Annotated in this window: 29 protein-coding genes and 1 tRNA gene; 13 read left to right on the forward strand and 17 right to left on the reverse strand. The window is 70.7% G+C overall.

Annotated elements, in window-relative coordinates:
• Position 1 precedes the first annotated feature (1 nt).
• From ACIBTX_RS01180 to ACIBTX_RS01190, 3 genes are read left to right on the forward strand one after another with little or no spacing between them, the layout of a single operon-like run.
• Positions 2-793: an enoyl-CoA hydratase-related protein gene (locus tag ACIBTX_RS01180; protein WP_357124383.1), complete on the forward strand. Its 792-nt coding sequence runs from the start codon at positions 2-4 to the stop codon at positions 791-793.
• A 59-nt stretch (positions 794-852) separates the two neighbouring features.
• Entirely contained in the window at positions 853-2,151 is a 1,299-nt protein-coding gene (locus ACIBTX_RS01185) for a DUF1800 domain-containing protein (RefSeq protein ID WP_357124380.1), read from the forward strand.
• A gap of 18 nt (positions 2,152-2,169) precedes the next feature.
• Positions 2,170-3,417, forward strand: a complete 1,248-nt coding sequence (locus ACIBTX_RS01190) for a DUF1501 domain-containing protein (RefSeq protein ID WP_363660058.1) — start codon at positions 2,170-2,172, stop codon at positions 3,415-3,417.
• Here ACIBTX_RS01190 and ACIBTX_RS01195 read toward each other — a convergent pair.
• The 4 genes from ACIBTX_RS01195 to ACIBTX_RS01210 are packed head-to-tail and all read right to left on the reverse strand — an operon-like array spanning position 3,414 to position 5,876.
• Entirely contained in the window at positions 3,414-4,037 is a 624-nt protein-coding gene (locus ACIBTX_RS01195; protein WP_357124374.1) for a hypothetical protein, read from the reverse strand. The two genes, ACIBTX_RS01190 and ACIBTX_RS01195, sit on opposite strands and share 4 nt — an antisense overlap.
• A 13-nt stretch (positions 4,038-4,050) precedes the next feature.
• Positions 4,051-4,632 (reverse strand): DNA-3-methyladenine glycosylase I, encoded by a 582-nt coding sequence (locus ACIBTX_RS01200; RefSeq protein WP_357124371.1) that lies wholly within the window; start codon positions 4,630-4,632, stop codon positions 4,051-4,053.
• A 57-nt stretch (positions 4,633-4,689) separates the two neighbouring features.
• A complete protein-coding gene (locus ACIBTX_RS01205) occupies positions 4,690-5,187 on the reverse strand; it encodes an SRPBCC family protein (RefSeq protein WP_357124368.1) in 498 nt (165 codons plus the stop codon).
• Positions 5,184-5,876 carry a DivIVA domain-containing protein gene (locus tag ACIBTX_RS01210; RefSeq protein WP_363660057.1) on the reverse strand — a complete coding sequence of 231 codons (693 nt, stop codon included), beginning with the start codon at positions 5,874-5,876 and terminating at the stop codon, positions 5,184-5,186. Before ACIBTX_RS01210 ends, ACIBTX_RS01205 begins: the two co-directional genes overlap by 4 nt.
• 153 nt (positions 5,877-6,029) lie before the next feature.
• Between ACIBTX_RS01210 and folP the strand changes: the two genes are divergently transcribed.
• Positions 6,030-6,899: a dihydropteroate synthase gene (folP, locus tag ACIBTX_RS01215; RefSeq protein WP_363660056.1), complete on the forward strand. Its 870-nt coding sequence runs from the start codon at positions 6,030-6,032 to the stop codon at positions 6,897-6,899.
• Between the two features lie 28 nt (positions 6,900-6,927).
• Here folP and ndhC read toward each other — a convergent pair whose 3' ends face one another.
• Entirely contained in the window at positions 6,928-7,305 is a 378-nt protein-coding gene (ndhC, locus tag ACIBTX_RS01220) for an NADH-quinone oxidoreductase subunit A (RefSeq protein ID WP_357394154.1), read from the reverse strand.
• 128 nt (positions 7,306-7,433) lie between these two features.
• On the opposite strand from ndhC, the gene ACIBTX_RS01225 reads away from it, so the two are divergent.
• The 3 genes from ACIBTX_RS01225 to ACIBTX_RS01235 all read left to right on the forward strand — a co-directional run bounded on the left by ACIBTX_RS01225 (position 7,434) and on the right by ACIBTX_RS01235 (position 11,972).
• Positions 7,434-8,873: a hypothetical protein gene (locus tag ACIBTX_RS01225; RefSeq protein WP_396831825.1), complete on the forward strand. Its 1,440-nt coding sequence runs from the start codon at positions 7,434-7,436 to the stop codon at positions 8,871-8,873.
• A 224-nt stretch (positions 8,874-9,097) separates the two neighbouring features.
• A complete protein-coding gene (locus ACIBTX_RS01230; protein WP_357124352.1) occupies positions 9,098-10,945 on the forward strand; it encodes a 2-oxoacid:acceptor oxidoreductase subunit alpha in 1,848 nt (615 codons plus the stop codon).
• Positions 10,938-11,972 (forward strand): 2-oxoacid:ferredoxin oxidoreductase subunit beta, encoded by a 1,035-nt coding sequence (locus ACIBTX_RS01235; RefSeq protein WP_357124349.1) that lies wholly within the window; start codon positions 10,938-10,940, stop codon positions 11,970-11,972. The genes ACIBTX_RS01230 and ACIBTX_RS01235 overlap by 8 nt, the downstream gene beginning before the upstream one ends.
• Positions 11,973-12,041: 69 nt before the next feature.
• On the opposite strand, the gene ACIBTX_RS01240 is transcribed toward ACIBTX_RS01235, so the two are convergent.
• Positions 12,042-12,686, reverse strand: a complete 645-nt coding sequence (locus ACIBTX_RS01240) for an NAD(P)H-dependent oxidoreductase (RefSeq protein WP_357124345.1) — start codon at positions 12,684-12,686, stop codon at positions 12,042-12,044.
• Between the two features lie 82 nt (positions 12,687-12,768).
• Here ACIBTX_RS01240 and ACIBTX_RS01245 point away from each other — a divergent pair, with 82 nt between their 5' ends.
• Positions 12,769-13,251 carry a MarR family winged helix-turn-helix transcriptional regulator gene (locus tag ACIBTX_RS01245; RefSeq protein ID WP_357124342.1) on the forward strand — a complete coding sequence of 161 codons (483 nt, stop codon included), beginning with the start codon at positions 12,769-12,771 and terminating at the stop codon, positions 13,249-13,251.
• A 12-nt stretch (positions 13,252-13,263) separates the two neighbouring features.
• Here the strand turns inward: ACIBTX_RS01245 and ACIBTX_RS01250 are convergent, their stop codons facing one another.
• Positions 13,264-14,277 (reverse strand): potassium channel family protein, encoded by a 1,014-nt coding sequence (locus tag ACIBTX_RS01250; protein ID WP_357124339.1) that lies wholly within the window; start codon positions 14,275-14,277, stop codon positions 13,264-13,266.
• A gap of 177 nt (positions 14,278-14,454) precedes the next feature.
• On the opposite strand from ACIBTX_RS01250, the gene ACIBTX_RS01255 reads away from it, so the two are divergent.
• The 4 genes from ACIBTX_RS01255 to ACIBTX_RS01270 all read left to right on the forward strand — a co-directional run bounded on the left by ACIBTX_RS01255 (position 14,455) and on the right by ACIBTX_RS01270 (position 16,846).
• Complete coding sequence (locus ACIBTX_RS01255) at positions 14,455-15,042, forward strand: helix-turn-helix transcriptional regulator (protein ID WP_357124336.1); 588 nt, start codon at positions 14,455-14,457, stop codon at positions 15,040-15,042.
• Positions 15,043-15,177: 135 nt separating this feature from the next.
• On the forward strand, positions 15,178-15,777 hold the full coding sequence (locus ACIBTX_RS01260) for an ATP-dependent Clp protease proteolytic subunit (RefSeq protein WP_357124333.1): 600 nt from the start codon (positions 15,178-15,180) through the stop codon (positions 15,775-15,777).
• Positions 15,778-15,832: 55 nt separating this feature from the next.
• A complete protein-coding gene (locus tag ACIBTX_RS01265) occupies positions 15,833-16,600 on the forward strand; it encodes a hypothetical protein (RefSeq protein ID WP_396831830.1) in 768 nt (255 codons plus the stop codon).
• 102 nt (positions 16,601-16,702) lie between these two features.
• Positions 16,703-16,846: a hypothetical protein gene (locus ACIBTX_RS01270; protein ID WP_396831832.1), complete on the forward strand. Its 144-nt coding sequence runs from the start codon at positions 16,703-16,705 to the stop codon at positions 16,844-16,846.
• Positions 16,847-16,954: 108 nt separating this feature from the next.
• On the opposite strand, the gene ACIBTX_RS01275 is transcribed toward ACIBTX_RS01270, so the two are convergent.
• The 8 genes from ACIBTX_RS01275 to ACIBTX_RS01310 all read right to left on the reverse strand — a co-directional run bounded on the left by ACIBTX_RS01275 (position 16,955) and on the right by ACIBTX_RS01310 (position 22,208).
• Positions 16,955-17,027 (reverse strand) — tRNA-Arg (locus ACIBTX_RS01275).
• Positions 17,028-17,267: 240 nt separating this feature from the next.
• Positions 17,268-18,002 carry a serine/threonine protein kinase gene (locus ACIBTX_RS01280; RefSeq protein ID WP_396831833.1) on the reverse strand — a complete coding sequence of 245 codons (735 nt, stop codon included), beginning with the start codon at positions 18,000-18,002 and terminating at the stop codon, positions 17,268-17,270.
• A 33-nt stretch (positions 18,003-18,035) separates the two neighbouring features.
• On the reverse strand, positions 18,036-18,485 hold the full coding sequence (locus ACIBTX_RS01285; RefSeq protein WP_396832122.1) for a SitI3 family protein: 450 nt from the start codon (positions 18,483-18,485) through the stop codon (positions 18,036-18,038).
• Positions 18,486-19,021: 536 nt separating this feature from the next.
• Positions 19,022-19,474 carry a SitI3 family protein gene (locus ACIBTX_RS01290; RefSeq protein WP_396831835.1) on the reverse strand — a complete coding sequence of 151 codons (453 nt, stop codon included), beginning with the start codon at positions 19,472-19,474 and terminating at the stop codon, positions 19,022-19,024.
• A gap of 15 nt (positions 19,475-19,489) precedes the next feature.
• Entirely contained in the window at positions 19,490-19,876 is a 387-nt protein-coding gene (locus ACIBTX_RS01295; RefSeq protein ID WP_396832123.1) for a hypothetical protein, read from the reverse strand.
• Between the two features lie 206 nt (positions 19,877-20,082).
• Positions 20,083-20,610 carry a DUF6244 family protein gene (locus ACIBTX_RS01300; protein WP_396831837.1) on the reverse strand — a complete coding sequence of 176 codons (528 nt, stop codon included), beginning with the start codon at positions 20,608-20,610 and terminating at the stop codon, positions 20,083-20,085.
• Positions 20,611-20,896: 286 nt separating this feature from the next.
• Positions 20,897-21,745, reverse strand: a complete 849-nt coding sequence (locus ACIBTX_RS01305) for a phosphotransferase family protein (RefSeq protein ID WP_396831839.1) — start codon at positions 21,743-21,745, stop codon at positions 20,897-20,899.
• Between the two features lie 43 nt (positions 21,746-21,788).
• Positions 21,789-22,208 carry a hypothetical protein gene (locus ACIBTX_RS01310; RefSeq protein WP_396831840.1) on the reverse strand — a complete coding sequence of 140 codons (420 nt, stop codon included), beginning with the start codon at positions 22,206-22,208 and terminating at the stop codon, positions 21,789-21,791.
• A 5-nt stretch (positions 22,209-22,213) separates the two neighbouring features.
• On the opposite strand from ACIBTX_RS01310, the gene ACIBTX_RS01315 reads away from it, so the two are divergent.
• Positions 22,214-22,414, forward strand: coding sequence for a hypothetical protein (locus tag ACIBTX_RS01315; protein ID WP_396831842.1), 201 nt, complete (start codon positions 22,214-22,216; stop codon positions 22,412-22,414).
• Positions 22,415-22,583: 169 nt separating this feature from the next.
• Here ACIBTX_RS01315 and ACIBTX_RS01320 read toward each other — a convergent pair whose 3' ends face one another.
• Both ACIBTX_RS01320 and ACIBTX_RS01325 read right to left on the reverse strand, forming a co-directional pair.
• On the reverse strand, positions 22,584-23,204 hold the full coding sequence (locus ACIBTX_RS01320) for a 2'-5' RNA ligase family protein (RefSeq protein WP_396831843.1): 621 nt from the start codon (positions 23,202-23,204) through the stop codon (positions 22,584-22,586).
• 15 nt (positions 23,205-23,219) lie between these two features.
• Positions 23,220-24,689 carry a helix-turn-helix domain-containing protein gene (locus ACIBTX_RS01325; protein ID WP_396831845.1) on the reverse strand — a complete coding sequence of 490 codons (1,470 nt, stop codon included), beginning with the start codon at positions 24,687-24,689 and terminating at the stop codon, positions 23,220-23,222.
• Between the last annotated feature and the right edge of the window lie 234 nt (positions 24,690-24,923).

The raw sequence follows: 24,923 nt of genomic DNA on the forward strand, positions 1-24,923 counted from the left end.
CGTGACCGAGCCGTTGCTCGTCGACCGGACCGACGCCGTCGTCACCCTCACGCTGAACCGGCCGCAGGCGATGAACGCGTTCGACGTCGCGCTGAAGGAGGCGCTGCGGGACACCCTGGCGGAGCTGGAGACCGACCGGTCCTGCCGGGCGGTCGTGCTGGCCGGGGCGGGCGGTTCGTTCAGCGCCGGGCAGGACCTGCGCGAGCACACCTCGACGCTCGAGAACGGCTCGGCCGACCCGCTGGGCACCGTCCGGGTGCACTACAACCCGATCGCCGCCCGGCTGGCCAACCTGCCCAAGCCGGTGGTGGCCGCCGTACGCGGGATGGCCGCCGGGGCGGGCGCGTCGCTGGCCTTCCTGGCCGACATCCGCATCGGCGGGCCGAGCACCAGCTTCCTGATGGCCTTCGCCAAGGTCGGTCTGGCGGCCGACACCGGCGCGTCCTGGACGCTGCCCCGGCTGGTCGGCCACGCCAAGGCGGTGGAGCTGCTGATGCTGGCCGAACCGGTCCGCGCCGAGGAGGCCTGCCGGCTCGGGCTGCTCACCCGGCTGATGGACGACGATGAGCAGGTGCTGCCGGCCGCGCAGGAGCTGGCCGCCCGGCTCGCCGCCGGCCCCACCGTCGCGTACGGGGCGATCAAGCGGCAGCTCTCGATCGCCGACGCCGGCACCCTCGCCGACGCGCTCTCGGCCGAGGCCCAGGCCCAGGCGATCTGCGGCGCCACGGCCGACCACAAGGCGGCCACCCTCGCGTTCGTCGCCAAGCAGAAACCGGTCTTCGAGGGACACTGAACGCGATTCGCACCCCGCCCTTACCGTCCTCGTACGCGGGCCGCCTAGCGTCGGCTTCCATGAGCGATCGTGAAGCGGTGGCGCACCTGCTGCGTCGGGCCACCTTCGGGCCGACCGCCGACGAGGTGGACGCGGCCGAGCGGGCCGGGCCGGCGGCGACCCTGGACAACCTGCTCGCCCCGGGGCGAGCCGACCGGGGCGCGGCGGCCACGCCACCGCCGGCCCTGCCCGCCGACCCGTACGCGGCGCTGACCAAGGAGTCCACCCGCGAGCAGCGGCAGAAGGCCAACGCCCAGCGCAAGGAGCAACTTGCGCAGGTGACCCTGTGGTGGCTGGACCGGATGGTCGCCGCCGAGGACGGGCTCACCGAGAAACTGCTCTTCTTCTGGCACGGGCACTGGGCGACCAGCGCCCAGAAGGTCAAGTCGGCGCGGATGATGCAGGGCCAGTTGGAGACGCTGCGCCGGCACGGGCGCGGGCCGTTGGCCCCCCTGGTCGCCGCGATGGTGCGCGACCCGGCGCTGATCATCTGGCTGGACGGGCAGAAGAACACCCGTAAGGCGCCGAACGAGAACCTGGCGCGCGAACTGATGGAGCTGTTCACCCTCGGCATCGGCGGCTACACCGAGGCCGACGTGAAGGCCGGCGCGCGGGCGTTGACCGGCTGGACGGTCGACCGCCGTACCGGGGTGGCCCGCTTCGAGGCCAAACGACACGACCCCGGGGAGAAGACGATCCTCGGACAGAACGGCCGCTTCGACGCCGAGGCGTACGCCGGACTGCTGGCCGCCCAGCCGGCGGCGGCGACGTTCGTGGCCCGGCGGCTCTGGTTCCGCTACGCCGGCACCGACGTCCCGACGCCGGACGGCCTGGCGGGCGCGGACACCGTCGCCACCCTGCGGGCGCTGTTCTCGTCACCGGCCTTCGCCCAGACCCGCGGCACGCTGGTGAAGCAGCCCGTGGAGTGGACGGTCGGCGCGCTGCGACAGCTCGGCATCCGCCCCAAGGAACTGCCCGAGCAGCAGCGCAAGCAACTGCTGAGCGGGTTGAGCGCCCTGGACCAGGTGCCGCTGCGACCGCCCAGCGTGGGTGGCTGGCCGGCCGGCCCCGCCTGGCTGACCACCTCGTCGCTACAGGGCCGACTCCGACTGGCCGGCATGCTCGCCGCCGCGGCCCGTCCCGCGCTGCTGGACCGGCTGACCGCCGCGCCCACCGCCGGACGGGCGGACGCCCTGGCCCGGCTACTCGTCGTCGACGGATGGAGCGCCCGTACCCGGGCCGCCCTGACCCCGCTGGCCGGCGAACCTCGAAAACTACTGGCTGCCGGCCTGGTCAGCCCCGAGTACACCGTCAGCTGAGCGGAAGGAGTCGAGAAGATGGACACCCTGACCCGACGCAGGTTCCTGCTCACCAGCGGGGTGGTCGGCGCGGGCGCGTTGGCCGCCGGAGCGGGCGCGTACAGCCTGCGGGACCTGCTGGACACCGCCGGAGACCGCGACCCGCAGTCACAGACACTGGTGCTGGTGACCCTCTACGGCGGCAACGACGGCCTGAACACCGTCATCCCGTACGGCGACCCGGCCTACCGGGCAGCCCGCCCCGAGCTGGCGTACCCCGACAGCGAGGTGCGTCGCCTCGACGACGACTTCGCCCTCAACCCGGCGCTGGAGGGCCTGCACAAGCGCTGGTCCACCGGTGGACTCGCGATCGTGCGCGGAATCGGCTACCCGAAGCCGGACCGCAGCCACTTCCGGTCGATGGACATCTGGCACACCGCGCAACCGGACCGGCCCGGCACCACCGGCTGGCTCGGCCGCTGGCTCGACCGGGCGGGCGGCGACCCCCGACTGGCGGTCTCCTTCGAGCCGGCGCTGCCGCCGCTGCTCGCCGGGGAGCGCAGCGCGGGCGCAGCCGTCCCGGTGACCGACCGCAAGGCCGCCAAGGGGCTCTCGGCGGACACGCTGAAGGCGTTCGCCGCCGCCGAGGCGGGCGAGTCGCCGGCCCGCGCCCGGGCCGCCGCCTGCTTCGCCGACATGCGCTCGGTGGACGAGATGATCCGCGAGGTCCGCGACTCCGCCGACCCGGACACGACGGACCCGGACGGCGACCAGGCGCCGGCCACCGCCACCGGAGGGGCCGGTACGCCCCTGGACGCGCAACTCGACCTGGTCGCGCAGTGTGTGGAGGCCGGGGTGTCCACCCGGGCATTCTCGGTCTCGCTCGGCGGCTTCGACACGCACGCCGACGAGAAGCAGTTGCAGGCCGTACTGCTGGGTCAGCTCGACCGGGCGTTGACCAGGTTCGCCGACCGGATGAGCCGCACCGAGGCGGGCCGCAAGGTGGTGGTGGCCGTCTACTCCGAGTTCGGCCGCCGGGTCCGGGCCAACGCCTCGGACGGCACCGACCACGGCACCGCGTCCGACATGCTGCTGCTCGGCGCGGGAGTGCGCGGCGGCTGGCACGGGGACGCGCCCAGCCTCACCGACCTCGACGACGGGGACCTGAAGTACACCACCGACTTCCGGGACGTCTACGCCACGCTGCTGGAACGGGTGCTGGACACCGACCCGGGCCCGGTGCTCGCCGACTGGCGGGGACGCCTCGACAAGTTGTTCCAGGCCTAATCGTCCTCTTCCGGGTCCTGGTTGGCCTCCGCGCCGAGCACGAACGCCTGCATGGCCAGCTCGTCGCCGGACGGTGCGACGAAGGCGGGCAGCTCACGCGGCCCCAACTCCTGCACGTACGACCAGAACAGGCGTACCGCCTCGGCGGGCGTGCCGGCCTCGATCGGCAGGTCCAGGCTGACCAGCCAGGTACGCCGCGCCGGGGGCGGGCCGAGCTGGTCGGCCAGCGCCCGGAAGGTCGCCGGATCCAGTGCGGTGACCGGCCCGTCGAGGGTGAGCAGGTCGGCCGGCACCGGCTCGTCGAAGGCCCGCCGGGTGTACGTCACGACGAGCGTCTCCGGCTCGACCGGGGACTGCGGGTCGTCCGGGTCCTCACGGTGCCGCTGCGTCGGCGCGGCGACCCGACCCAGGGCCACCAGGCGCGGCGGCGCGTCGGCCAGCACCGCCACCCGGTCGCCGGGGCCCGGCCGCCCCGCGTCGGTCAGGCCGGTCAGCTTCAGCGAGTCGTGGTGCACGAGCCGCTCGGCCTCGTAACGCTCGGCGGGCAGCAGCACGGCCCAGGTGCCCGGCCCGTCGGCGTGGCCGGCCCCGTCGGCCCGGTACGCGGTCTCGGTCGTCATGCCTGTCATCCCATCACGGGCGGGTGTCGAGGGTGACGTGACAGCCGACGATGTGATCGTCGACCATCCCGGTGGCCTGCATGAGGGCGTACGCGGTGGTGGGGCCGACGAACCGGAAGCCGCGCTTCTTGAGTGCCTTGGCCATCGCCGTCGACTCGGCGGTGATCGGCGCCAGCTCGGCGAACGAGGCGGGACGGGCCGGCCGGCGCTCCGGCGCGAACGACCAGAGCAGCGCGGACAGCCCGTCGGGCAGGTCGAGGGCGGCGCGGGCGTTGGCGATCGCCGCCTCGATCTTGGCCCGGTTGCGGACGATGCCGGCGTCGGCGAGCAGCCGGGTCACGTCCGTGTCGTCGTAGCCGGCGACGGTGGGAATGTGGAACTCGTCGAAGGCCAGCCGGAAATTGGGCCGCTTGCGCAGGATGGTCAGCCACGACAGGCCGGACTGGAACGCCTCCAGGGTCATCCGCTCGTAGAGCGCGTCGTCGCCGTGCAGCGGCCGACCCCACTCGGTGTCGTGGTAGACGGCATAGTCCGGGGTGCTCGCCCCCCAGGCGCAGCGGGCCAGCCCGTCGGCGCCGATCACCAGGTCACTCACGTCGCACACGCTAGGCCATCGCACCGACAGCCCGTGCTCAACCGGTCGATGACGCCGTCAGGGCAGGCGGCCCTGCTCGACCAGCCGCGCGAACCTCTTGAGCGCCTGGGTGAGGCCCAGCTTGGAACCGGGCCAGAGCACCGGCCACGCGAGCCGGCCGGCCGCGCCGCCGGGCAGGTGGAACCACTCGTGCCAGACGACCTGGGTACGGGCCTGCCCGAGTTCGGTGCAGCGCAGGACACCCGGGCCGCGCAGCACCTGGCCGTGGTGCACCACGCCGATCTCGTACGGCTCGTCCACCCGGACCACCAGCATCTCGTCGCGCAGTGTCGCCCGGCCGAGCGCGGTCACCGCCTCGATCCGGCTGCCCTCGCGCCCGTCGCCCTCGACGACCCGGACCCGGGTGAACGGGATCCAGTCGGACTGCCGTTCCCAGGCGAGCAGCGCGGCGAAGACGCGGGATGCCGGCGCGTTGACGATGACCGTGGCGGTCACCTCACCGGCGCCCGGTTGGGCCGCCTCCCGGAGAGCATCGGCGCCCTCCGGGCCGGTCACGCCGACTCCGACCGGACCACCGCGCCCTGCTGTCCGGCGCCCCGGGCGGCCCCGGGCGCGGCGTCGTCGGCGGGCGTGCGGATGCTCGCCTCGTCGGTCGCCGGGGCGACACCGTCGGCATCCGCAGCCGAAGAGGTGGCCGGGGCGACACCGTCGGCGTCCACAGCCGAAGACGTGGCCGGGGCGACACCGTCGGCATCCACAGCCGAAGACGTGGCCGGGGCGACACCGTCGGCATCCACCGCCGAATCGGTCGCCGGTGCCACGCCGTCCGCGTCGGCCGCCGAGGAGGTGGCCGCGGGCTCCGCTGCCGTGGCGTCGGGCGCCGCACCGGCGGACTGCTCCCGCGCCCGGCGCAGCACGTCCGCGTCGTCGGTCCGGCCCTCGCGCAACGCGATGACCTCCGCCTCCAACACGCCGATCAGTTCGGACTTGTAGCCGATGTCGTAGGCGGCGCGGCGCATCGCCTGGTCGACCTGTGCCATCCGGTAGCCACGCAGACCGGTGTCGAAACGGACCGCGCCGACGTCGGATTCGCGCAGCGGCCGGGTGCCCGGCAGCGGTACGGCCTGCGAATCCGGTTCCGTCGGAGCGAGACCGGGATCGCGCCCGCCGACCAGCACCGTCACGCCGAAAACAACCGCCGCGACGGTCAACGCCACGACCAGGAGGAGCAGAAGCTGACCCATGCACTGATCGTGGCACGACAGCCCGCCGGTAGCGACCCCACCACCCCGATCACCCATCGACGCCCACGCCCGCCCCACGCGTGCCCGCACGCACCGGCTAGCGTCGGTGGCGGCCGGAGCAGCGGCGACGGCGCGCAGGAGGCGGGAGGCGGCATGGCCGGGGCACTTCGGCTTGGTTCGCGGACGTTCGCGCCGGGTGAGCTGGTGGTGATGGCCATCGTCAACCGCACACCGGACTCGTTCTTCGACCGGGGCGCCACCTTCGCCGCGGACAGCGCGCTCCGGGCGGTCGAACGGGCGGTCGACGAGGGCGCCGAGATCATCGACATCGGCGGGGTCAAGGCCGGTCCGGGTACCGAGGTGGACGTGACCGAGGAGATCCGACGCACGGTGGACACCATCGTCGCCGTACGGTCCGCGTTCCCGGAGGTGGTGATCTCCATCGACACCTGGCGCGCCGAGGTGGCGACGGAGGCCGCGGCGGCCGGCGCGGACCTGCTCAACGACACCTGGTCGGGCGTCGACCCGGCGCTCGCCCGGGTCGCGGCGAGCACGGGCGCCGGGCTGGTCTGCTCGCACGCCGGCGGCCTGACCCCCCGGACCAGGCCGCACCGCGCCGCCTTCGACGACGTGGTCACCGACGTGGTCGCGACGGTGACCGGGCTCGCCGAGCGCGCGGTGGCGGAGGGGGTACGCCCCGACGGGATCCTCATCGACCCGGCGCACGACTTCGGCAAGAACACCCGCCACTCGTTGGAGATCACCCGTCGGCTGGGCGAGCTGACCGTCACCGGCTGGCCGGTGCTCGTGGCGCTCTCCAACAAGGACTTCATCGGCGAGACGCTCGACCTTCCGGTGGGCGAGCGCCTGGAGGGCACGCTCGCCGCGACGGCGGTCTCCGCCTGGCTGGGCGCCCGCGTGTTCCGGGCCCACCAGGTCGGGCCGACGCGCCGAGTGCTGGACATGGTGGCCTCGATCCGCGGCGACCGCCCACCCACAGCCACCAGAAGAGCCCTGGCCTAACCCCCCCCACCCGGGATGGGGTGGGGGGTTAGGTCCAGCGGAGGATGTTTCTGCGCCAGGCGTAGAGGAGGCCGAGGGCGAGCACCGCCACGAAGAGCGCCATCTCCACCACCGTGACCAAGCCGAAGCCGGGTCGGTCGAAGACCACCGCCCACGGGAACAGGAACACCGCCTCGACCGCGAACAGCACGTAGAGGTACGCGTAGACGTAGTAGCGGATCTGCATCTGCGCCCAGTCCCCGCCGACCGGGTCGAGCCCACACTCGTAGCTGGCCCGCTTGCCGAACGGGTCGGCCGGGCGGGCGGGACGTAACACCCGGTTGGCCGAGAACGCCGTCACAAAGAACAGGACGCTGACGAGCAGCAAGAGCCCGAGCGTCGCGTACGAGCCCAGGTAACCGGTCACGCCCGGAGCCTACCGCCCGCCCCGGAGAGACCGTCCCCAACACGTTACGGATTTGTTTCCAGGTGGGACTAGTGCACCGGGGCAACTATTAAGAGTATTGGATTCCCACCCCCGCAACCGGAGGACAGATGGCCCGCGTGAAGGTTTCGCCCGATCGCTGGGCCGCAGGGCGGCATCCCACCCCCCTGCTGGCAACGTCGCTCGCGCTCGGGCTGCTCGCGGCGCTGGCCGTCGCACCGGCCCTCGCCAGCGCGGCGGCGCCGCGCGCCCATCCGGTCACCGCCGTGACGGAGTCGGCACCCGATCCCGACCCGGACCCGGAGACCACTGGGCCGCAGGAACCCATTCCGACCGAAGATCCGGGCGGCGATCCCGCGCCGACCGACCCGGCCCCGCCGACCACCGCAGCACCACCGGAGACCACACCGCCGGCGCCCCCGCCGACCACCGCTCCTGGGCCACCGGTCACCAGCGCTCCCGCCCCGGGCGGCGCCACCCATCCGCCGACGGCCGGGCCGCCCGCACCCCCAGTCCCACCGGTCAACCCGCCGGCGCCGGGCGGCACGCAGGCACCGCCGCCGAGCCCTCTCGGCGTACAGGTGACCACCGAGGACGTCTCCCTCTCGGAGTCGTACTGGAACGCGCCCAGTACGACCACCACGCTGCGCGTCACCGTGGCCAACACCGGCACGGCCACGCAGCGGGTCCGGCTGTCGTACACCCTGCCGGCCGGGCTGAGTGACGCCGGCACGAACGGGTGCGTCGACGAGGGTGGCGGCGCGTACCGCTGCGGGGCGTGGACGACCGAGGCGGGCACCCGGTTCAGCAGCCTGATCCGGCTGCGGGTCGCCGGCGACGCCTGGGAGCGGATGCCACTCAGCGGCTCGGTACGGGTCGTCGCGGACGTGCCGGGGACACCCGGCGAGGTGGCCGACGAACAGGGCTTCGCGGTGCTGTTCCCGCCCGGTCCGCCGGTGCCCGGGATCTCGCTGGCCGCCGACGAGGTCGCGTTCGACATCAGTGGCGCGCAGAGCACCCTCGCGGTGCGGCTGGGCAACACCGGCACGGTGGACGCCACCGGGCTGGTGGAGGTGGTCCTGCCGTCCGGGGTGAGCGCGCCCGCCCCACCGCCGGGTTGCGTGGCTCTCGACGCGTCCCGTACCCGGTGCGACGCGGGTCTGCTGTCCGCCGGCGAGACCCGTGAGCTGCGGCTACCGGTGGAGGCGACTCCGCAGGCCCAGCGGGAGGCGCCGTTGTCCGGGGCCGTGGTCGGTCAACTCGACCCGCGCAACGGCGCGACCCGGCGGTTGCAGATGAGTTTCCGGATCACCGCGGCGGCGGCGCTGGCCACGCCGGTCGTCTCGCCGCCCGCGCCGACCGGCTCCCAGGGCGTACTGCCGGCAGGCGCCACCACCGACGACAGCATGTCCTCGGTCCAGCGCACCGCGGTCATCCTGGTCGCGGTCTCCGCGCTGCTGGTGGTGCTGGCTCTCACGCTGGCCACCACCTCGTTGCGGCGCCGGCTCGGCGGACAGGCGAGCGAGTCCCCGGCCCCGCCCACCGACTGATCGATCGACGACCCTGGCCGCCACCGGCCGGGGTCGTCCCGGGCCGGCGGACGGTGATCTGAATTACGGCGGGCGGGGCGAAACCCCACATTCCACGGCAATTTCGGCGTTGATCCGGTCTCAGTCGGCGGACCTCCGGGCAGGCCCGGGGGTCCCTTCGACGTAGGCTCTGGGTGGGGAACGACAGCGCTTGCGAGCCCGCAGTCGCGAACGAAGGTGGCACAGTGACCAAGCAGATCCGTCAACTCGACCGGGTGGTCATCCGGTTCGCCGGCGACTCCGGCGACGGCATGCAGTTGACCGGCGACCGGTTCACCTCGGAGACGGCGCAGCTCGGCAACGACATCTCCACGCTGCCGAACTTCCCCGCCGAGATCCGGGCTCCCGCCGGCACCCTGCCGGGCGTGTCGAGCTTCCAGGTGCACTTCGCCGACTACGACATCCTCACCCCGGGCGACGCGCCCAACGTGCTGGTGGCGATGAACCCGGCGGCGCTCAAGGCCAACCTGGCCGATCTGCCGCGCGGCGCGGACATCATCGTCAACACCGACGAGTTCACCAAGCGCAACCTGGCCAAGGTCGGTTACCAGAGCAGCCCACTCGACGACGACTCGCTGGCCGGCTACGTCGTCCACCCGGTGGCGCTGACGTCGATGACGGTCGGCGCGCTGGCCGAACACCAGGTGTCCAAGAAGGACGCCGAACGGTCCAAGAACATGTTCGCCCTCGGCCTGCTCTCGTGGATGTACTCCCGGCCGTACGAGTCGACCCTGCGCTTCCTGGAGCGCAAGTTCGCGTCCCGCCCCGAGCTGGTCGCCGCGAACGTCGCCGCCTTCAAGGCCGGCTGGAACTTCGGCGAGACCACCGAGGACTTCGCGGTCCGCTACGAGGTCAAGCCGGCGAAGATGCATCCGGGCACCTACCGCAACATCACCGGCAACGCGGCGCTGTCGCTGGGGCTGGTCGCCGCCGGGGTCCGCTCGGGCCTGCCGGTCTTCCTCGGCGCGTACCCGATCACGCCGGCGTCGGACATCCTGCACGAGCTGAGCAAGCACAAGCGCTTCGGCGTGCTGACCATGCAGGCCGAGGACGAGATCGCCGCGGTCGGCGCGGCGCTGGGCGCCTCCTACGGCGGGTCGCTCGGTGTGACCACCACGAGCGGCCCGGGTGTGGCGCTCAAGAGCGAGACGATCTCCCTCGCGGTGGCGCTGGAGCTGCCGTTGGTGATCGTGGACGTGCAGCGGGCCGGCCCGTCGACCGGCATGCCGACCAAGACCGAGCAGGCCGACCTGAACATGGCGCTGTACGGCCGGCACGGCGAGGCGCCCGTCGCGGTGATCGCGCCGAAGTCGCCGTCGGACTGTTTCTTCGCGGCGTTGGAGGCGGCCCGGATCGCGCTGACGTACCGCACGCCGGTGATCCTGCTGTCGGACAACTACGTGGCGAACGGCTCCGAGCCGTGGCTGCTGCCCGACGTCGAGTCGCTGCCCGACCTGCGGGTCGACTTCGCCACCGCGCCCAACGGTGACGACGGCACCACCTTCCTGCCGTACCTGCGCGATCCGGAGACCCTGGCCCGCCCGTGGGCCATCCCCGGCACGCCGGGCCTGGAGCACCGGATCGGTGGGCTGGAGAAGGCCGACAAGACCGGCGACATCTCGTACGACCCGGCGAACCACGACTTCATGGTCCGCACCCGGGCCGCCCGCATCGAGACGATCCCGGTGCCGGACATCGAGGTGGAGGACCCGGACGGCGACGCCCGCGTGCTGGTGCTCGGCTGGGGTTCGACGTACGGGCCGATCGGGGCGGCCTGCCGTGGCGTCCGCCAGCGCGGCCTGTCCATCGCCCAGGCGCACCTGCGGCACCTGGCCCCGATGCCGGCGAACCTCGGCGAGGTGCTTCGCTCCTACGACAAGGTGGTCATCCCGGAGATGAACCTGGGCCAGCTCGCCCACGTCATCCGGGCCCGCTACCTGGTCGACGCGATCAGCTACAACCAGGTCCGCGGCCTGCCGTTCACGGCCGCCGAGCTGGAGACGACGCTGGAAGAGGTCCTGAAGAATGTCTGAGCCCGTCGCCCTCAAGCTCACCGCCAAGGACTTCAAGTCCGACCAGGAGGTGCGTTGGTGCCCCGGCTGCGGTGACTACGCCATCCTGGCGGCCATCCAGCAGTTCATGCCGGAGCTGAACATCCCCCGCGAGCGGACCGTGTTCGTCTCCGGGATCGGCTGTTCGTCACGCTTCCCGTACTACATGAACACGTACGGGATGCACTCGATCCACGGCCGCGCGCCGGCGATCGCGACCGGCCTGTCGGTGTCCCGTCCGGACCTGTCGGTCTGGGTGGTTACCGGCGACGGCGACGCGCTGTCGATCGGCGGCAACCACCTGATCCACGCGCTGCGGCGCAACGTCAACCTCAAGATCCTGCTGTTCAACAACCGGATCTACGGGTTGACCAAGGGGCAGTACTCGCCCACGTCCGAGGTCGGCAAGATCACCAAGTCGACGCCGGCCGGGTCGGCGGACGCGCCGTTCAACCCGCTCTCGCTCGCTCTGGGTGCGGAGGCCAGCTTCGTCGGCCGCACGATCGACTCCGACCGCAAGCACCTCCAGTCGGTGCTGCGGGCCGCCGCCGAGCACCAGGGCTCGGCGTTCGTGGAGATCTACCAGAACTGCAACATCTTCAACGACGGGGCGTTCGAGCAGCTCAAGGACCCGTCCACCCGGGACGACTACCTGATCCGCCTGGAGCACGGCCAGCCGATCACCTTCGGGGCGGACGGTCGGTTCTGCGTGGTGCACCCGCCGGGCGCGTTCGGGCTGGAGGTCCGGGAGACCAACTCCGTACGCCCCGAGGAGATCGTCGTACACGACGCGACGGTGGCCGACCCGGCGTACGCGTTCGCGCTGTCCCGGCTGCCCGGTCTGGACCTGCGCAACACGCCGATCGGCGTGTTCCGCTCGGTGGACCGGCCGTCCTACGACAGCGTGGTGCAGGAGCAGTTGGCGACGGCGAGGGCGAAGGTCACCGAGACGCCTGAGCAGCAGCTCGCGGGCCTGCTGAGCGGTGGCGACACCTGGACGATCCTCTGACCCGTCGGACCTGAACGAGAGCGGCCGCCCCGATCCGGGGCGGCCGCTCTCGTTGTGTCGGGTGCCGTCTCAGCGCTGGGCCGAGGCCGGCGTCCACAGGTTGTCGATCTCCTTCTCGGCCGCGGTGCGGCTGGCCTCGTGCAGGGGGATCAGCTCGGCCATCGCCGGCACCGTGGGCGCCAGGGTCAGTTCCGTGCTGATGAAGCGCGGCTCCAGGCCGGTCATCGACAGACCGTGCGGGAGCCACTGCTCCGCATGGTCCCAGCCGTGCCGCGGGGTGCCCTCGCCGTAGCCGCCGCCGCGCGTGGCCACCACCACGAACTCACGACCGCTGAGCAGGCCCTCCTGCGTGTCCGGGTCGTACGTGAGGCCGGCGACGATCAGGTGGTCGACCCAGGACTTGACGCTGCTGGGCGCGCCGTAGTTGTAGAGCGGCAGCCCGAGCAGGACCACGTCGGCCTGCTTCACCTCGTCGACGAGGCGCTGGCTGAGCTCCCACGACGCGCGCTGGGCGGGGGTGTGCTGGTCCGGCGGCGTCATTCGCGCCAGCCCGCCGTCGGAGTCCAGGTGCGGCAGCGGCTCTGCGCCCAGGTCGCGGTAGGTCACGGTGCCGTCGGGGTGCGCCGCGCGCCAGGCCGTGGCGGCTCGGGCCGTGAGCTGCCGGCTGACCGACCAGTCGCCCCGGATGCTCGAATCGATATGCAGCAGGTTCATGATTCCTCCTCCAAGGATCGTCTGTGTTGCACCAACTATTTATAGCAGGCAGATGTTCCGTGGCGTCGGTAGACTGGGTCACATGTCCGCCCTGCCGCTGGAGCCCTCGGAGCACCGCTCGGGCGCCCTGCTGGACCACCTGGCGCGGCGGATGCGCCTGCGGGCCGAGTCGGTGCTCGCGCCACTGGGCCTGCGACCGCGGCACCTGGTCGCGCTCACGGTGTTGCGGGCGGGTGGCGGCATCAGCCAGCAGTCGCTCGCGGGCACCCTGGAAATGGACAGCACCAACATCGTTGGGCTGCTCAACGACCTCGAAGCGAAGGATCTCGTCGAGCGGCGACGCTCACCCCAGGACCGCCGGCGACACGTCGTCGAACTGACTGAAGATGGGATGAAACGCCTCAAAGAGGCAGAGTGCGCCCTCGCGGGTGTCGAGGACGAGGTGTTGGGCGCGCTGGAGCCGGCCGAGCGGGAGACGCTCTACTCGTTGCTGCGGCGGGCGGTCACCACGACACCGATCACCTGCACCGAAGCCTTGAGCGTCGGCGAACCGGACGCCTGCTGACGCCCCGGAATGTCAGACCGAGGCCGCGGACTGCGGGCGGTCGTCGCGGACGTGCACAAGCATGTCGCCGGTCTCGATCACCGCGCCGGCCTTGTCGGCCAGGGTGACCACCTTGCCCCGTCGCACCAGGGCGATCACCAGTGAGTCCAGCTCACGCGGCGAACGGCCCACCTCGTCCCGCTCCGCCGAGCGCATCGCCAACGCCATCCCCTGCCCCGGAGTCAGCAGATCCTCCACGACGTCGATCAGCGGCGGCGCCGAGGTCGAGAGACCGAGCAGGCGGCCCGCAGTCGCCGAGGAGACGATCACGTGGTGCGCGCCGCTCTGCTTGAGCAGCGGGGCGTTCTCCGCCTCCCGCGCCGCCGCGATGATCCGGACCTGCCCGGCCGTGAGCTGCCGGACGGTCAGCGCCACCAGCACCGACGCGTCGTCGCTGTCGGTCGCGATGATCACTGCTTTCGCGTTCTTGACGTGCGCCTCGTTCAGCACCGACGACCGGGTCGCCGACCCCTCGATCGCCACCAACCCGGCCGACGTGGCCTGCCGCAGTGCGACGCCGTTGCGCTCCACCACCACGATCCGCGACCGGTCCAGGCCGTTCTCCAACAGAGCGTTGACCGCGCTGCGCCCCTTGGTGCCGTAGCCGCAGATGATGACGTGGTCCTTCACGACTCTCCTCCACCGCGACAGGCGACGGCCGGTCCGGTACTGCTCGGTCAGGACTTCCAGGGTGGTGCCGACCAGGATGATCAGGAAGAGCACCCGGGCCGGCGTGATGAACAGGACGTTGACCAGCCGGGCCGACGGCGCGGCCGGGGTGATGTCCCCGTAGCCGGTGGTGGAGAGCGAGACGACCGCGTAGTAGAAGCAGTCGAGCAGGGTGAGGCCGTCCTCGTTGACGTCGCGGTAGCCGTCCCGGTCCAGGTAGACCGCCGCCACCACGGCGAAGACCAGCCCCAGGGCGGCCGCGAGCCGCAGGCTCAGCGCGCTCAGCGGGCCCCGGCGCTGCGCGGGAAAATGGATCACCGTCGAACCTGCCCCGCCGCCGTCGCCTGCACGCCCACAACATAGCGGGTACGCGGCGCTTCGCACGCCCGGGCTACGACGACGGTCGACGCGACATGCACGGGTCGGCCCCGACCGTCGGCAACCGGCATGATGATGGGAGGGGTCCCCGACGACGACCGCGAGAGTGAGGTCCGCATGTCGTTGCTACGACGAGTGATCGGCGGGGTGCTGCGCCGGCTACGCCAGGGCCAGGGCCGCACCCTGCGCGAGGTGGCCGAGGCGGCCGGGGTCTCCGTGCCCTACCTCTCGGAGGTCGAACGCGGGCGGAAGGAGGCCTCGTCGGAGATCCTGGCGGCGATCTGCCGAGCCCTCGGCATCCAACTCTCCGACCTGCTCGAGGCGGCCCGCGACGATCTGCGCCGAGTCGAGCGTCGCATCCCCGCCGCACCCCGGGCCGCTCTGGCCCGGCTGGAACAGGTGCCCGCGCCACGCAACGAGACCGGCCGCGCATTCCGAATCGGCTTTCAGCCCGGTGGGGCGACGCCACCCGTGGCCGCCGCTCCGGCCCCCGCACGGCAGCCGGCCGGGCCGGTGCTGCGGCTGGGCGGGCCGATCCTGCACGTCGGCGGTCCAGCCTCGCCCGTCGGGTCGACTGTCGGAGGGGCGGGGCTGCGAGTTCGACTGATCGCCTCCGCACCGGCCGGGCGCCCCGGTCCGCGTACCTCCAAGATGCTGGCCTGCCGCCGGGCCCGGACGGGCCGGCGGCGGTTGACCCGGGTGTAGGCCGGCTGGGTTCTGCCCTGGGCCGATCTGCCGGCGGCAGAATCCCTGGGCCGCGACCGCCGCCGCGCGCACGCTGGAGGAGCCGGTTCCCCAGGCGGTTCCGCCGCCCGCCGGCAGCGCGGAAGGCGGCGACACATGATCGGGTACGACGTGCGGATGCTGGACAGCGGTCAGCCGACCTTCGGTGACCAGGTGTTCGAGCGGCTGCTACGGGAGCGGATCATCTTCCTCGGCACCGAGGTGACCGACGAGTCGGCCAACCAGATCTGCGCGCAGATCCTGCTGCTCGCGGCCGAGGACGCCGACCGCGACATCTACCTCTACATCAACTCGCCGGGCGGCTCGGTGACCGCAGGGATGGCGGTCTACGACACGATGCGCTACGTCCGCAACGACGTCGCCACGCTGGCGCTCGGCCTCGCCGGCTCGATGGGACAGTTTCTGCTCTGCGCCGGAGCGGCCGGCAAGCGGTACGCGCTGCCGCACTCACGGGTCATGATGCACCAGCCGTCCGGCGGGATGGGCGGCACCGCCTCGGACATCACCATCCAGGCGGAGAACATGCTGCACGTCAAGCGCACCATGCAGGAGTTGATCGCCCAGCACAGTGGACGCACCCTCGACGAGATCCAGCGCGACTGGGACCGGGACCGTTGGTTCACCGCCGAGCAGGCCCGGGAGTACGGCCTCGTCGACCGGGTGCTCACCCACGCCGAACAACTGCCGGCGGATTGACCCACCGTGTTGGCCGGGCCCCCCGGAGTGGACCTTCTTGGTTAGGGTCACGTCTATGCGTCGACTGATCCCTGTCCTCTCGATTGCCCTCGCCGCCGCCCTCGTGGCCGGCTGCGACACCACCTCCGGTGACACCGGAGGGTCCGGACCGTCCTCGGCTCCCACCACGCCCAAGCTCGAACCGGCCGCCGCCGTCCGGCAGGCCATGGAACGCAGCCTCGCCGGCACGGTCACCATGGACGCCTCGGTCAAGGCCGGCGGCCAGTCGGTCAGCCTCAAGGGCAAGGTCGACCCCGCCGCCAAGGCGATCCACATCACCGGCACCGCGCCGGAGCCGATCGAGGCCCGGCTGATCGGCGACGTCGCCTACATCAAGTCGGACTCGCTCGACGGCGAGAAGCCCTGGATGAAAATCGATCTGAACAAGCTCCGGCCGACCAGCTCGCTGCGCCAGTCGTTCGACCTGAAGGCACAGACCGGCCTCATCGGCGGCGTCGTGGTCGCCCAGGAGGTCAGCCCCGGCCACTACAGCGGCACCGCCGACCTCAACAAGGCCGCCGCGACCGCCAGCACCGACGGCGGCATGCGCGAGGGCCTCGAGTCGACCGCCAAGCTGGCGAAGGAGCCCCAGGCGATCCCCTTCGAGGCGACCGTCGACGCCGACGGCCGGCTCACCGCCCTGTCCTACACGATCGCCACGAAGAGTCTCGGTGACCTCGTCACCGACATGAAGATGAGCGGCTTCGGCGAGAAGGTCACCGTGGCCGCTCCGCCGGCCGCCGACACCGAGGCCGCCTCCGCCGAGATGTACAAGTTCCTCTGACCTCTGTGGATGACGAGGTGCCCTCCGGGACGGCCCGGAGGGCACCTCGACCTCTCGCGGCACGGTTCGGTCCGCACGGCGACGACCACCGCGAGGGGCTTTATGACAGTCACCATCATCGCCTCGGTGTTCACCGCCATCGCCGCAGTCACCTACCTGATCGACCACGACTACCCCAAGGCCCAGGCAGACATGAAGCGGGTCCCACACTCCCGGCTGCCCGTGAACGTGTCCTACCGCTGGTGACCGTCGAAGGTCAGTTTCCTGACAGCGGTCGAACCGAGGCGGAGTCCGCGGGGCGAACCGCAGTCCGGGCCCGCCGCAGACCAGCCAGCTCTTGAAACAGACCCTGGGTGCCCCCGGCAGGATTCGAACCTGCGACACACGGTTTAGGAAACCGATGCTCTATCCCCTGAGCTACGGGGGCGCGAGGGCCTAGTCTAGCGACCTGGGGGTTCACCTGGGGTGGCAGGGAGTGGCCCACGTTCACCCACGTTCCCCGGACCGCCGTTGTCCCAGCCCAGGACCACGGCTCGAGCACACGAACCCCGGTTTGCGACCGGCGGTCGGCCGCGGTGACCCCCGTTGGCATCGGTTGACCCCGGTTGGCATCCGCTGGAGAGCACACACCGCGCACATCATCGAAGATCGCGATGCGCGCTCTGGGCTACGGGCTCGGCAGGGTTGTGCGCCAGGCGGCGGTGAGTGCTGCCACGTCGGGGTATCGGTCGGCAGGTGTCGTGGCGGTGGCGTTAACGGCTACTTGCATCTGGTGCCGGGAGCCGCGCCAGCCGGTTGGGGAGTCGAGGAGGTGGTGGATGGTGCGGCCGAGGGTGTAGACGGTGGTGCGCTGGTCGATGACGCCGCCGCGGACGAATTCTTCGGGAGCCATGTAGCGGCGGGATCCGGGGAGGCGGTCGGCGTCGAGGGTGAACGGCCCGGGCCGGTACTCGTCGAGGTCGATCAGGCGGAGTCGGCGGGCGTGGAAGTCGTAGAGGAAGCAGCCGTCGTAGAGGTCGACCGCGACGTATCCGGCAACGGTTATGGCCAGGTGTGCGTCGAGGATGGTGTCGATGGCTGTTTCAACGTCGGGCAGGGGTAGTTGCTGAAACCGGTGCAGTGCGCTGCGGTCCGAACCGTGGACGGTGGCGTGGTTCAGCACGCTGCCGTCATGCCACGGATAGACCAGCGTCGGCCCGTCGAGGACCTGCTCGGGGCATACGATCGCCGGGTGCTGGACCGCGGCGCGGAACTGGGCGGCTCGCAGCAAGGAACGGCGACTGGGCGCGGTGGTGGCTGTCTTGACGAACCAGCGGCGCCCGGACGCCTCGACGCCGTAGGAGAGGCACCCGGAGTCCTGGGCGTCGAAGATCGCGAACGCAGAGTCCAGGGATAGTTCCACGCAGGGAGAGTAAGGCAGGTAGGCGTACGCCCTTCAGGGGTGGAGAATCCTGTCGTAGTCTTCGTCGTTCCAGCCGTCGGTGTTGTGCTTTCGAAGGCTGCCCGCGACGCGCGTCAGCATCAGCACGTCGCCGTTGAGAGTCAGGGCCGCATCCTCGGCCGTGCCGGCGAGGATCCTGGCCACCGTCGCCAGCATCTGGGGTTTACCCCTGTCGACCAGGGTGTCCTTGCGCATGTAGAAGTTGACATCGACATAGGCCTCCGGCTCCCACTCCCACAGAGCACCACCGTCGTCCTCGGCGCTGCAGTAGCCGCGCCGGCCGCCGGTGATGTCCACGACGTACCCGTGCTCGTCGTTCAGGTCGCCGCTGAGCATCCTGCCGCCGGACGCCGTGGACGTTTCGGCCGCTCCGGGAGCAGCAAGCTGCGCCACCTGCTCGAGTGGGATGTCGCCCGCCAGCGTCAACCGGTACTCGACAGCCATCCGCGTCCCTTCGTTAGCCTCGCCGGATGATCTAAGGATCGCACCGTCGCGCGTTACCGCCGCCAGTTCCTCCAGCCCTGTCGCGGGCCAGTCGTGGATCTGCTTGTGCGGGGCGGCGAGGTTTCCTCGCCAGGCGTGGAGGTTCAAATTCACGCCTTGGGTCTGCTCGGCGTCGACCTTTCTCGATACCGCGCTCCAGATTGCGCGGCCCGGCACGGGAGGAGTGGGGCGCGTAGCAGTCGAAGACATACCCCTGGCGACGACAGAGGACGACCGGCGGCTCGATCCGCCGGTCGCAGAAAGGAAGGCCCCGCGCAGGCGGTCACGGGTCCGCCTGCGTCGCAGCGTGCCGACTAAGACATCGGCCGACGCCGTCGGGTCCGCAGGCGAGCTGGCCACGGCCTCACCCGCCAGTCTGGAGGCAGCACAACACCGTTCCGCGTACACCCCAATTTCTCAGCGCCCGCTGCCTCCGTCGCTGCCCACCGCCAAGTCCGGCAGGAACAGCCGACGAGTGGTGTCCGCCGTCGACCGGCCTACCGCACAATCATCTCCCGAACGCCGTAAAAGTCCCACCACGATTGTCGGTGTTCGCGTAGCTCTCCCGCGACTCGCCTCAGCAGGAGCCAGTTGCCATTGAGCACGAGCGCGGCATCCTCTTGCCGGCTGGCGAGAACACGGCCGACGGCCGACACCATGGTCGGGACCGCGTCCTCGGGTGGGTCGTTCTTGCGCAGGTCAAAGACGATGTTGGTGTACGTGTCGGGTTCCCATTCCCATCGGGCGCCGCCGTCGGCTTCGGCGTCGAAGTAGCCGTTGCTGCCTGCGTAGATGGTGACCGTGTAGCCGAGTTCCTCCCGGAGGTCGGCGCTGAGCAGCCGGGGGTAGCCGGGCTGTGTCGACTCCTCGACGCCGTGTGGGGCGACGAGGGGGGCGAGGTCCTCCAGCGGGATGTCGCCGGCCAGGGTCAGTCGGTACTCGATGCCCACGTGCTGCCTGCTTTCTCAGTCTCGTCGGACGATCTGAATGATCGCACCGCTTCGGGTCACCGCTGCCAGTTCCTTGAGCTGTGGGACCGGCCAGTCGTCGAACTGCTTCTGCAGGACGGTGATGTCACCGCGCCAGTCCTGCAGGTTCAGCACCACCCGCTGGGTCTGCTGCCTCGCCACCTTCTGCGACACTTCCGTCCATACCCCGCGTACCGCTTTGCTGGGGGTGGGCGCGTAGCAGTCGAAGACGTGGCCCTCGATGAGGTAGTCGGGTTCCTTGTCGGGCTTGCCCACGTCGCCGGTGCTCTGGCGTGCATCGGCGATCTCCCGCCGTGTCGGGTTTTGGTGTACGCGGTAGCCGTCGTGGGCGAGGGTGTCGGCGCATTCGTTCTCCAACTCCAGTGAGCGCCGTACCGCTTCGTCCTCCCGCGGTGGGATCCTGGTTCGTGGTCCGGTTGGTGAGCCGCCGGAAACGCCTGTGGGTGGCCTGCTCCAGCGGGTGAAGGCCGATCCGGGGAGGTCGGGGGTTTCCTTGGCGGGTGTGGTTGCGGCCGTACTGCCATCGGTGTCGAGGGAAGGGCTGGCCGGCGAGGAACCGCCAGCCCTCGTCAGTTTCCCGCTGATCCCAGCTGTCGTGCTTCGGCGGCTGCCGCGTCGACGAACTGCCGGGCGGCGCCGGTACGTTGCACGATGAGCACCATGACCTGCTTGACGCCGTCCAGGGCCTGCAACAGGGGTCCCGGCTGCCCGCCGAGGAGGACGGCCGTGACGAGTTGTTGCGCCGCGCCTGCCTGACTGATCACTGCGGTCGCCGCGTCGCGGGCGCCGTCCACCGCGCTCTGCACCGGCGCGAGCCCGGAGATTGTCTCCTGCGGCGTGCCCTGGCGGGGCACCGTCGCGGTGGCCTGCGCCGCCTCCCCGATCGAGGCGGAGAGGCGGCCCAGACCAGCCTGGATCTCACCGATCGCGCTGTGGACCCGCGCCATGCCGGCAGCCACCGCGGCGAAGCCGGCGCCCGCGGCACGAACCCCGACCTCCTGCGCCTGGGTGCCGGCTGCGGCGGTAAGGCCGCGAGCTCTGTCGACGCCGGCTGTCAGGGCACGCAGCTCGGCGTCTACCTTCTCGATGTTCGACACGTGGAGCGGTCTCCAATCGGCGATGATGTTGTTGGATCACTTACCCGTAATGCAATCGCGTCGGTGGTCAGCCCAACGTGGTTGACTCTGGTGCAGCTTGACCCGGTTGGCGATGCTGCCGACATAGTGGCCGAGGTGCAGTTTTCCGGTGGAGCCGTCATCGGTGAGCATCCACGGAGCGGTCATGACGATGGGCCACTCAGGTCGGTCAGCTGGCGGGCCAGGGTGCGGTAGAGGGTGCAGATGCCGCTGCGGCTTACTTCGTGGAGGTCCCGGTGGACCAGGGCTACTTGGGCCATGCTGGCCTCGCGGCGGCGATCCGTTGTAGGCGGGTGCTGGCCGAGGTCCAGGCGGCCTCGATGATCGGCAGACACCGCCTCCGGGTCGGGTCGTCCTCGGGCAGTTCGTGGTGCAGGCGCAGCTCGCGGGTCAGGACCACAGCGAGGTTGAGCGCGAATGCGGCCTCGATGCCCGTCTCACTCACGATCGCCTCGATGCGCTCGCGGATCACTGGCGTACTCGCGCCGACCTGGGTGTGGAGCATCGCAAGGTCGAAGCCAGGAAGGAACAGCCCGGTGAACTCCCAGTCGACCAGCACCGCCGTGGTTCCGGCCTCGTCATCGTTGTCGGATCGGCCGGCATCGAGGAGGATGTTGCTGGCCAGCGGGTCGCCGTGATTGAGCTGTGCCGGCGCGTCGCAGCGGGCCAGCAGGCGGTCCAGAGCCTCTCGCTGGCCCTCAGTGAGGTACCCCTTGGCCTGGTACCGAGCCGCGCGCTCGGAGTAGTCGAAGGTGGGCGAGAGCCGGGCGGCGGGGTAGGTCCACTCGTTCAACGCGGTGATGCAGTGCAGGACGGCATCGACCTCTCGGGTATCGAGCTCTCGCTGGGGGTAGCGTTCGACCGCGAGGGGTGATGCGTCGACCCATTCGAGGACCAGCAGCCGGTCACGGTCGGTATGGAGCAGCCGAGGAACGCGGACCGGCGGGCTGGTGTCACCGAAGACCTCGTACACGTCCAGTTCGTGCCGCCACCTGGCCGCCCAGAACGGATCTGGGTCGATCAGATATTTCACCGCTGCCGGTTCGCCGCGGAACGAGCCTCGCGCCAGCAGGGTCTTGTCCGTGCGCCGTAGCACCGTGTCGATGGTCAGCCCGATCGTGGTTGCTGAGCCAGGCAGATCAGGCGGCGTGTACGAGATCGGCGGTCTCCTTGATCGAGTCGATGATCCGCTGGCGAAGGCCGGTCTCGGAGCGCTCCCCGTGCCAGACTGCGGCGATCTCTGCGACGCAGCGTTGAAAGTACTGGTCGCTGAGCGTATGACCGGCCGCCAGGCGCGCCAACGAGTGCCAATACATGACGGCGATGTACAGGCGGAAGTGCTGCGCCTTGGGCGTGCTGGCGAGCCAGCCACACCACATCTGTTCGGTGAGGGCTGAGGGCGTCGGGTCGAGGAAGACGACGTCGAGGTCCCGAACCAGCGAGGGGTCGAATCCGTAGCCGTAGCGCTCGCTCCAGACCAGGTCCCGCATGGTGCCCGCGCCGATCCAGGCGCCCAGCAGTCCGAAGTCCAGGACGATGCCAGCGCGCGCACCAGCCACGGGCCGTGCTCAACGAGATCCCGCACTTCGTTCTTCCGAATCCTCTCCCCCGGACGCTGTTGATGGCCCGCTACCTGACCGACCCCGCCGCCGAGACCGAGATCCAAGCTCTGGCCGCCGAAGCCGGCCTCCCCACCATCGACCAAGCCGCCACCCTCGCCCGCCTGCTCCGCTTGCACCAACCCGCACCGCCACGCGCCGCGTGACCTGCGCCCACTCCCCGTTGGAGCGGGCGCAGGCTCCTTCACGGATCGCCGGCCGAGTGAGCAGCCATCGCAGGCGGCGACTCCTGCCGCTCGCGATGAGGTGCGGAGCCAGGAGGCATGGGTTGGACGATCACCACCGCGAGGTGTCCTGGCGGACGTACAAAATGATTCAGGAACCGAGCTCTACAGTGGCGTACGGTTCCCACACGTACATGCCCTTGTCGCGGTTGAGGACGATGAGCTGGCACGAGGTAATCAGCGCGTCGGCGCTGATTTTCGGCGCGGAGGAAAGCGCCTCCATGAGCGGCGCCGCGGGACCGTCGGTGTTCGTGTAGGCCAGGCTGAGATGAGGGTTGTAGGGCTCGGCGGCCTCGGGTACGCGGTCCTGCCCCCAGACGTCGGCGATGGCGGCACGGATGGCGGCGCGGAGTTGCCGCACGGGCTCGATCGGGTCGACAGCGATCTGGATGGACTCGGGATCGACGTGGGGGGTGCCGATGGTGAGCTCGAAGGGTGACAGGCGCGAGCACCGGTCGGTGGCGGCGGCCACGATGGCGTTGACGACGTCTTGGACGAAGCCAATGCCCTGCATCGTTAGGTGAAGCCATCGGTTAGGAATGACGTCGAGGCTGGGCTGCGAAGACAGTAGAGACCGGTACTGGTCAGCGAGCTTCTCGACCTCGGGCTGCCCGTCGAAGGTGATATGCCAGGTGTAGAAGCGGGAGCCGATGCCCCAACCCGGTCGCCAGTACCAGTGGTTACGGATATTGGTGGCGTGCGGGACTGCCATGGGTTCTCCAGGTTTTCATGGAAGTTGCCGGGCGGCGCCGGTGGCACAGAACTCGGTGATGGCTGCTTGGACACTGCGGGCCTCGATGCTCGTGCGCAGCGACGGGTTGCCGGCGATGTTGCGCCCGACGCCGCGCAGGCGGTGCACCAGCGGGTCGAGCCGCTGTTCGGGTGGCAGAGCGAGCACCGGTGAGAGGACCGAGACCGCGCCGTCGAGGCTGCCGGCTTTGAGATGTGCTGCGGCGGCCCAGATGCGAATCTGGGCGAGCGTGCCGTAGGCGATCGAGGGGTCTGCGGCGGCCTCCGTCAGGGCGTGCTCGGCGTGCTGGATGGCGTTGGCAGCCTCGCCGATGCGGAGCAGCACAGAACCAGCGTAGTTGTGTTGACGTACCGTTCCGCAGGCGAGAAGGCCACCCACCGGGTCGCTACTGGCATGTTGGCGGGCCTCTTCGGCGCGTTGCAGTGCTGCCCGGGCCGGCTCGACAGCGCCGATCTCCGCCCACGCGTCCGCTTCCTGGCACGCCAGCATGACCGCCGCACTGCCCTCGGCGGCATGACCGTAGCCGCGCACGGCGGCGTTGGCCGCATCTTCGAACCGCCGCTCCCATAGGTGGGTCTTGCTGATCGTCGAGAGGACCCAGGCGCGGAGGGTGTTGTCGCGGACGGTCTCGGCGCACATCCAGGCGGTACGTGCCTGGGACTCGGCTGCGGCCGGGTGTCCGAGATCGCCTGCCATCCAGGCGAGCAGTGTGCAGAGGTAGCCCGCCCAGGTGTAGAGCTCCCGAGACTGATCAGGGTTCTGACGCCCGGTCTGCAGAAGGCGGAAAACGCGGTCGGCCAGGAGCCCAGCCCGCGCGTAGACGACGACGGGCGGCTCGGTCAGGTAGTCGACGGCGATCCTGCGGGTGGAGGCAGCGACATCGTCGAGGGTGAAAGGCCCGACGTTGGAGGCCTGCGCCCATGTGCCGAAGCTCGCCGTGCGTTCTGCCACCGCTATCACCAGTTCCGTCTCGTCCTGCAGAGCGCCGAGGTCCCACCGCAGAGGCTCAGCAATCGCGCCAGGCGGTGCCGAGGATGCGACCAGTGGTGCAGGCATCGGGGCGGCGTTCCCGCCGCTCAGCGCCGCTCGGTCTGCTTCCGGCATAGCGGTCAGGTCGTCGAGATCGACCAGACTGCCCGGTTCGGTGCCGAAGACCTGCGCCAGCGCGTTCAAGGCAGCCAAGGTGGGCCGACGACCGCCGAAGGGCCACCGCTCGTAGTCGCTGATCCGCGCCCCGGTGAACGTCGCCGAACCGTTTCCTTTGGCGTTCAATCTTTCGGCTACCGCGTCCTGGGTCCAACCATGGGCCTGGCGAAAGGCATCCCGGGGGCGCAGCCCGAAGCGGCGCTGGAGCTCGGCGGCGATGGCTGTGGGTGTCGCTCCGAAACCGGCCAGTGTCTGGCGTACGTGATCACGCTGCGCCTTGGTGCCCGTCGTTCTTGCCATCGCGGTCACCTCCTACGTGCGGCTTCCTGTCGCACGGTATCGCCCCTCTCACCGGAATCGGTACGGGGCGCGGCGAGGCCAGCGGCCCCGGAGTGGGTAGCTCGCCGCTAATTGATCAAAGTATCTGCAGGTCGTGGGCGTGCGCGGGGTGGGGAGAAATCTCACCACCACTGGGGATCCATTCACGTGGATGCGCTTGGCAAGCTTGCCGAGCCGGATCACCGTCGGTCCGGA

Source organism: Micromonospora sp. NPDC049359 (assembly GCF_044466585.1).
In the GTDB taxonomy this organism is placed as follows: domain Bacteria; phylum Actinomycetota; class Actinomycetes; order Mycobacteriales; family Micromonosporaceae; genus Micromonospora.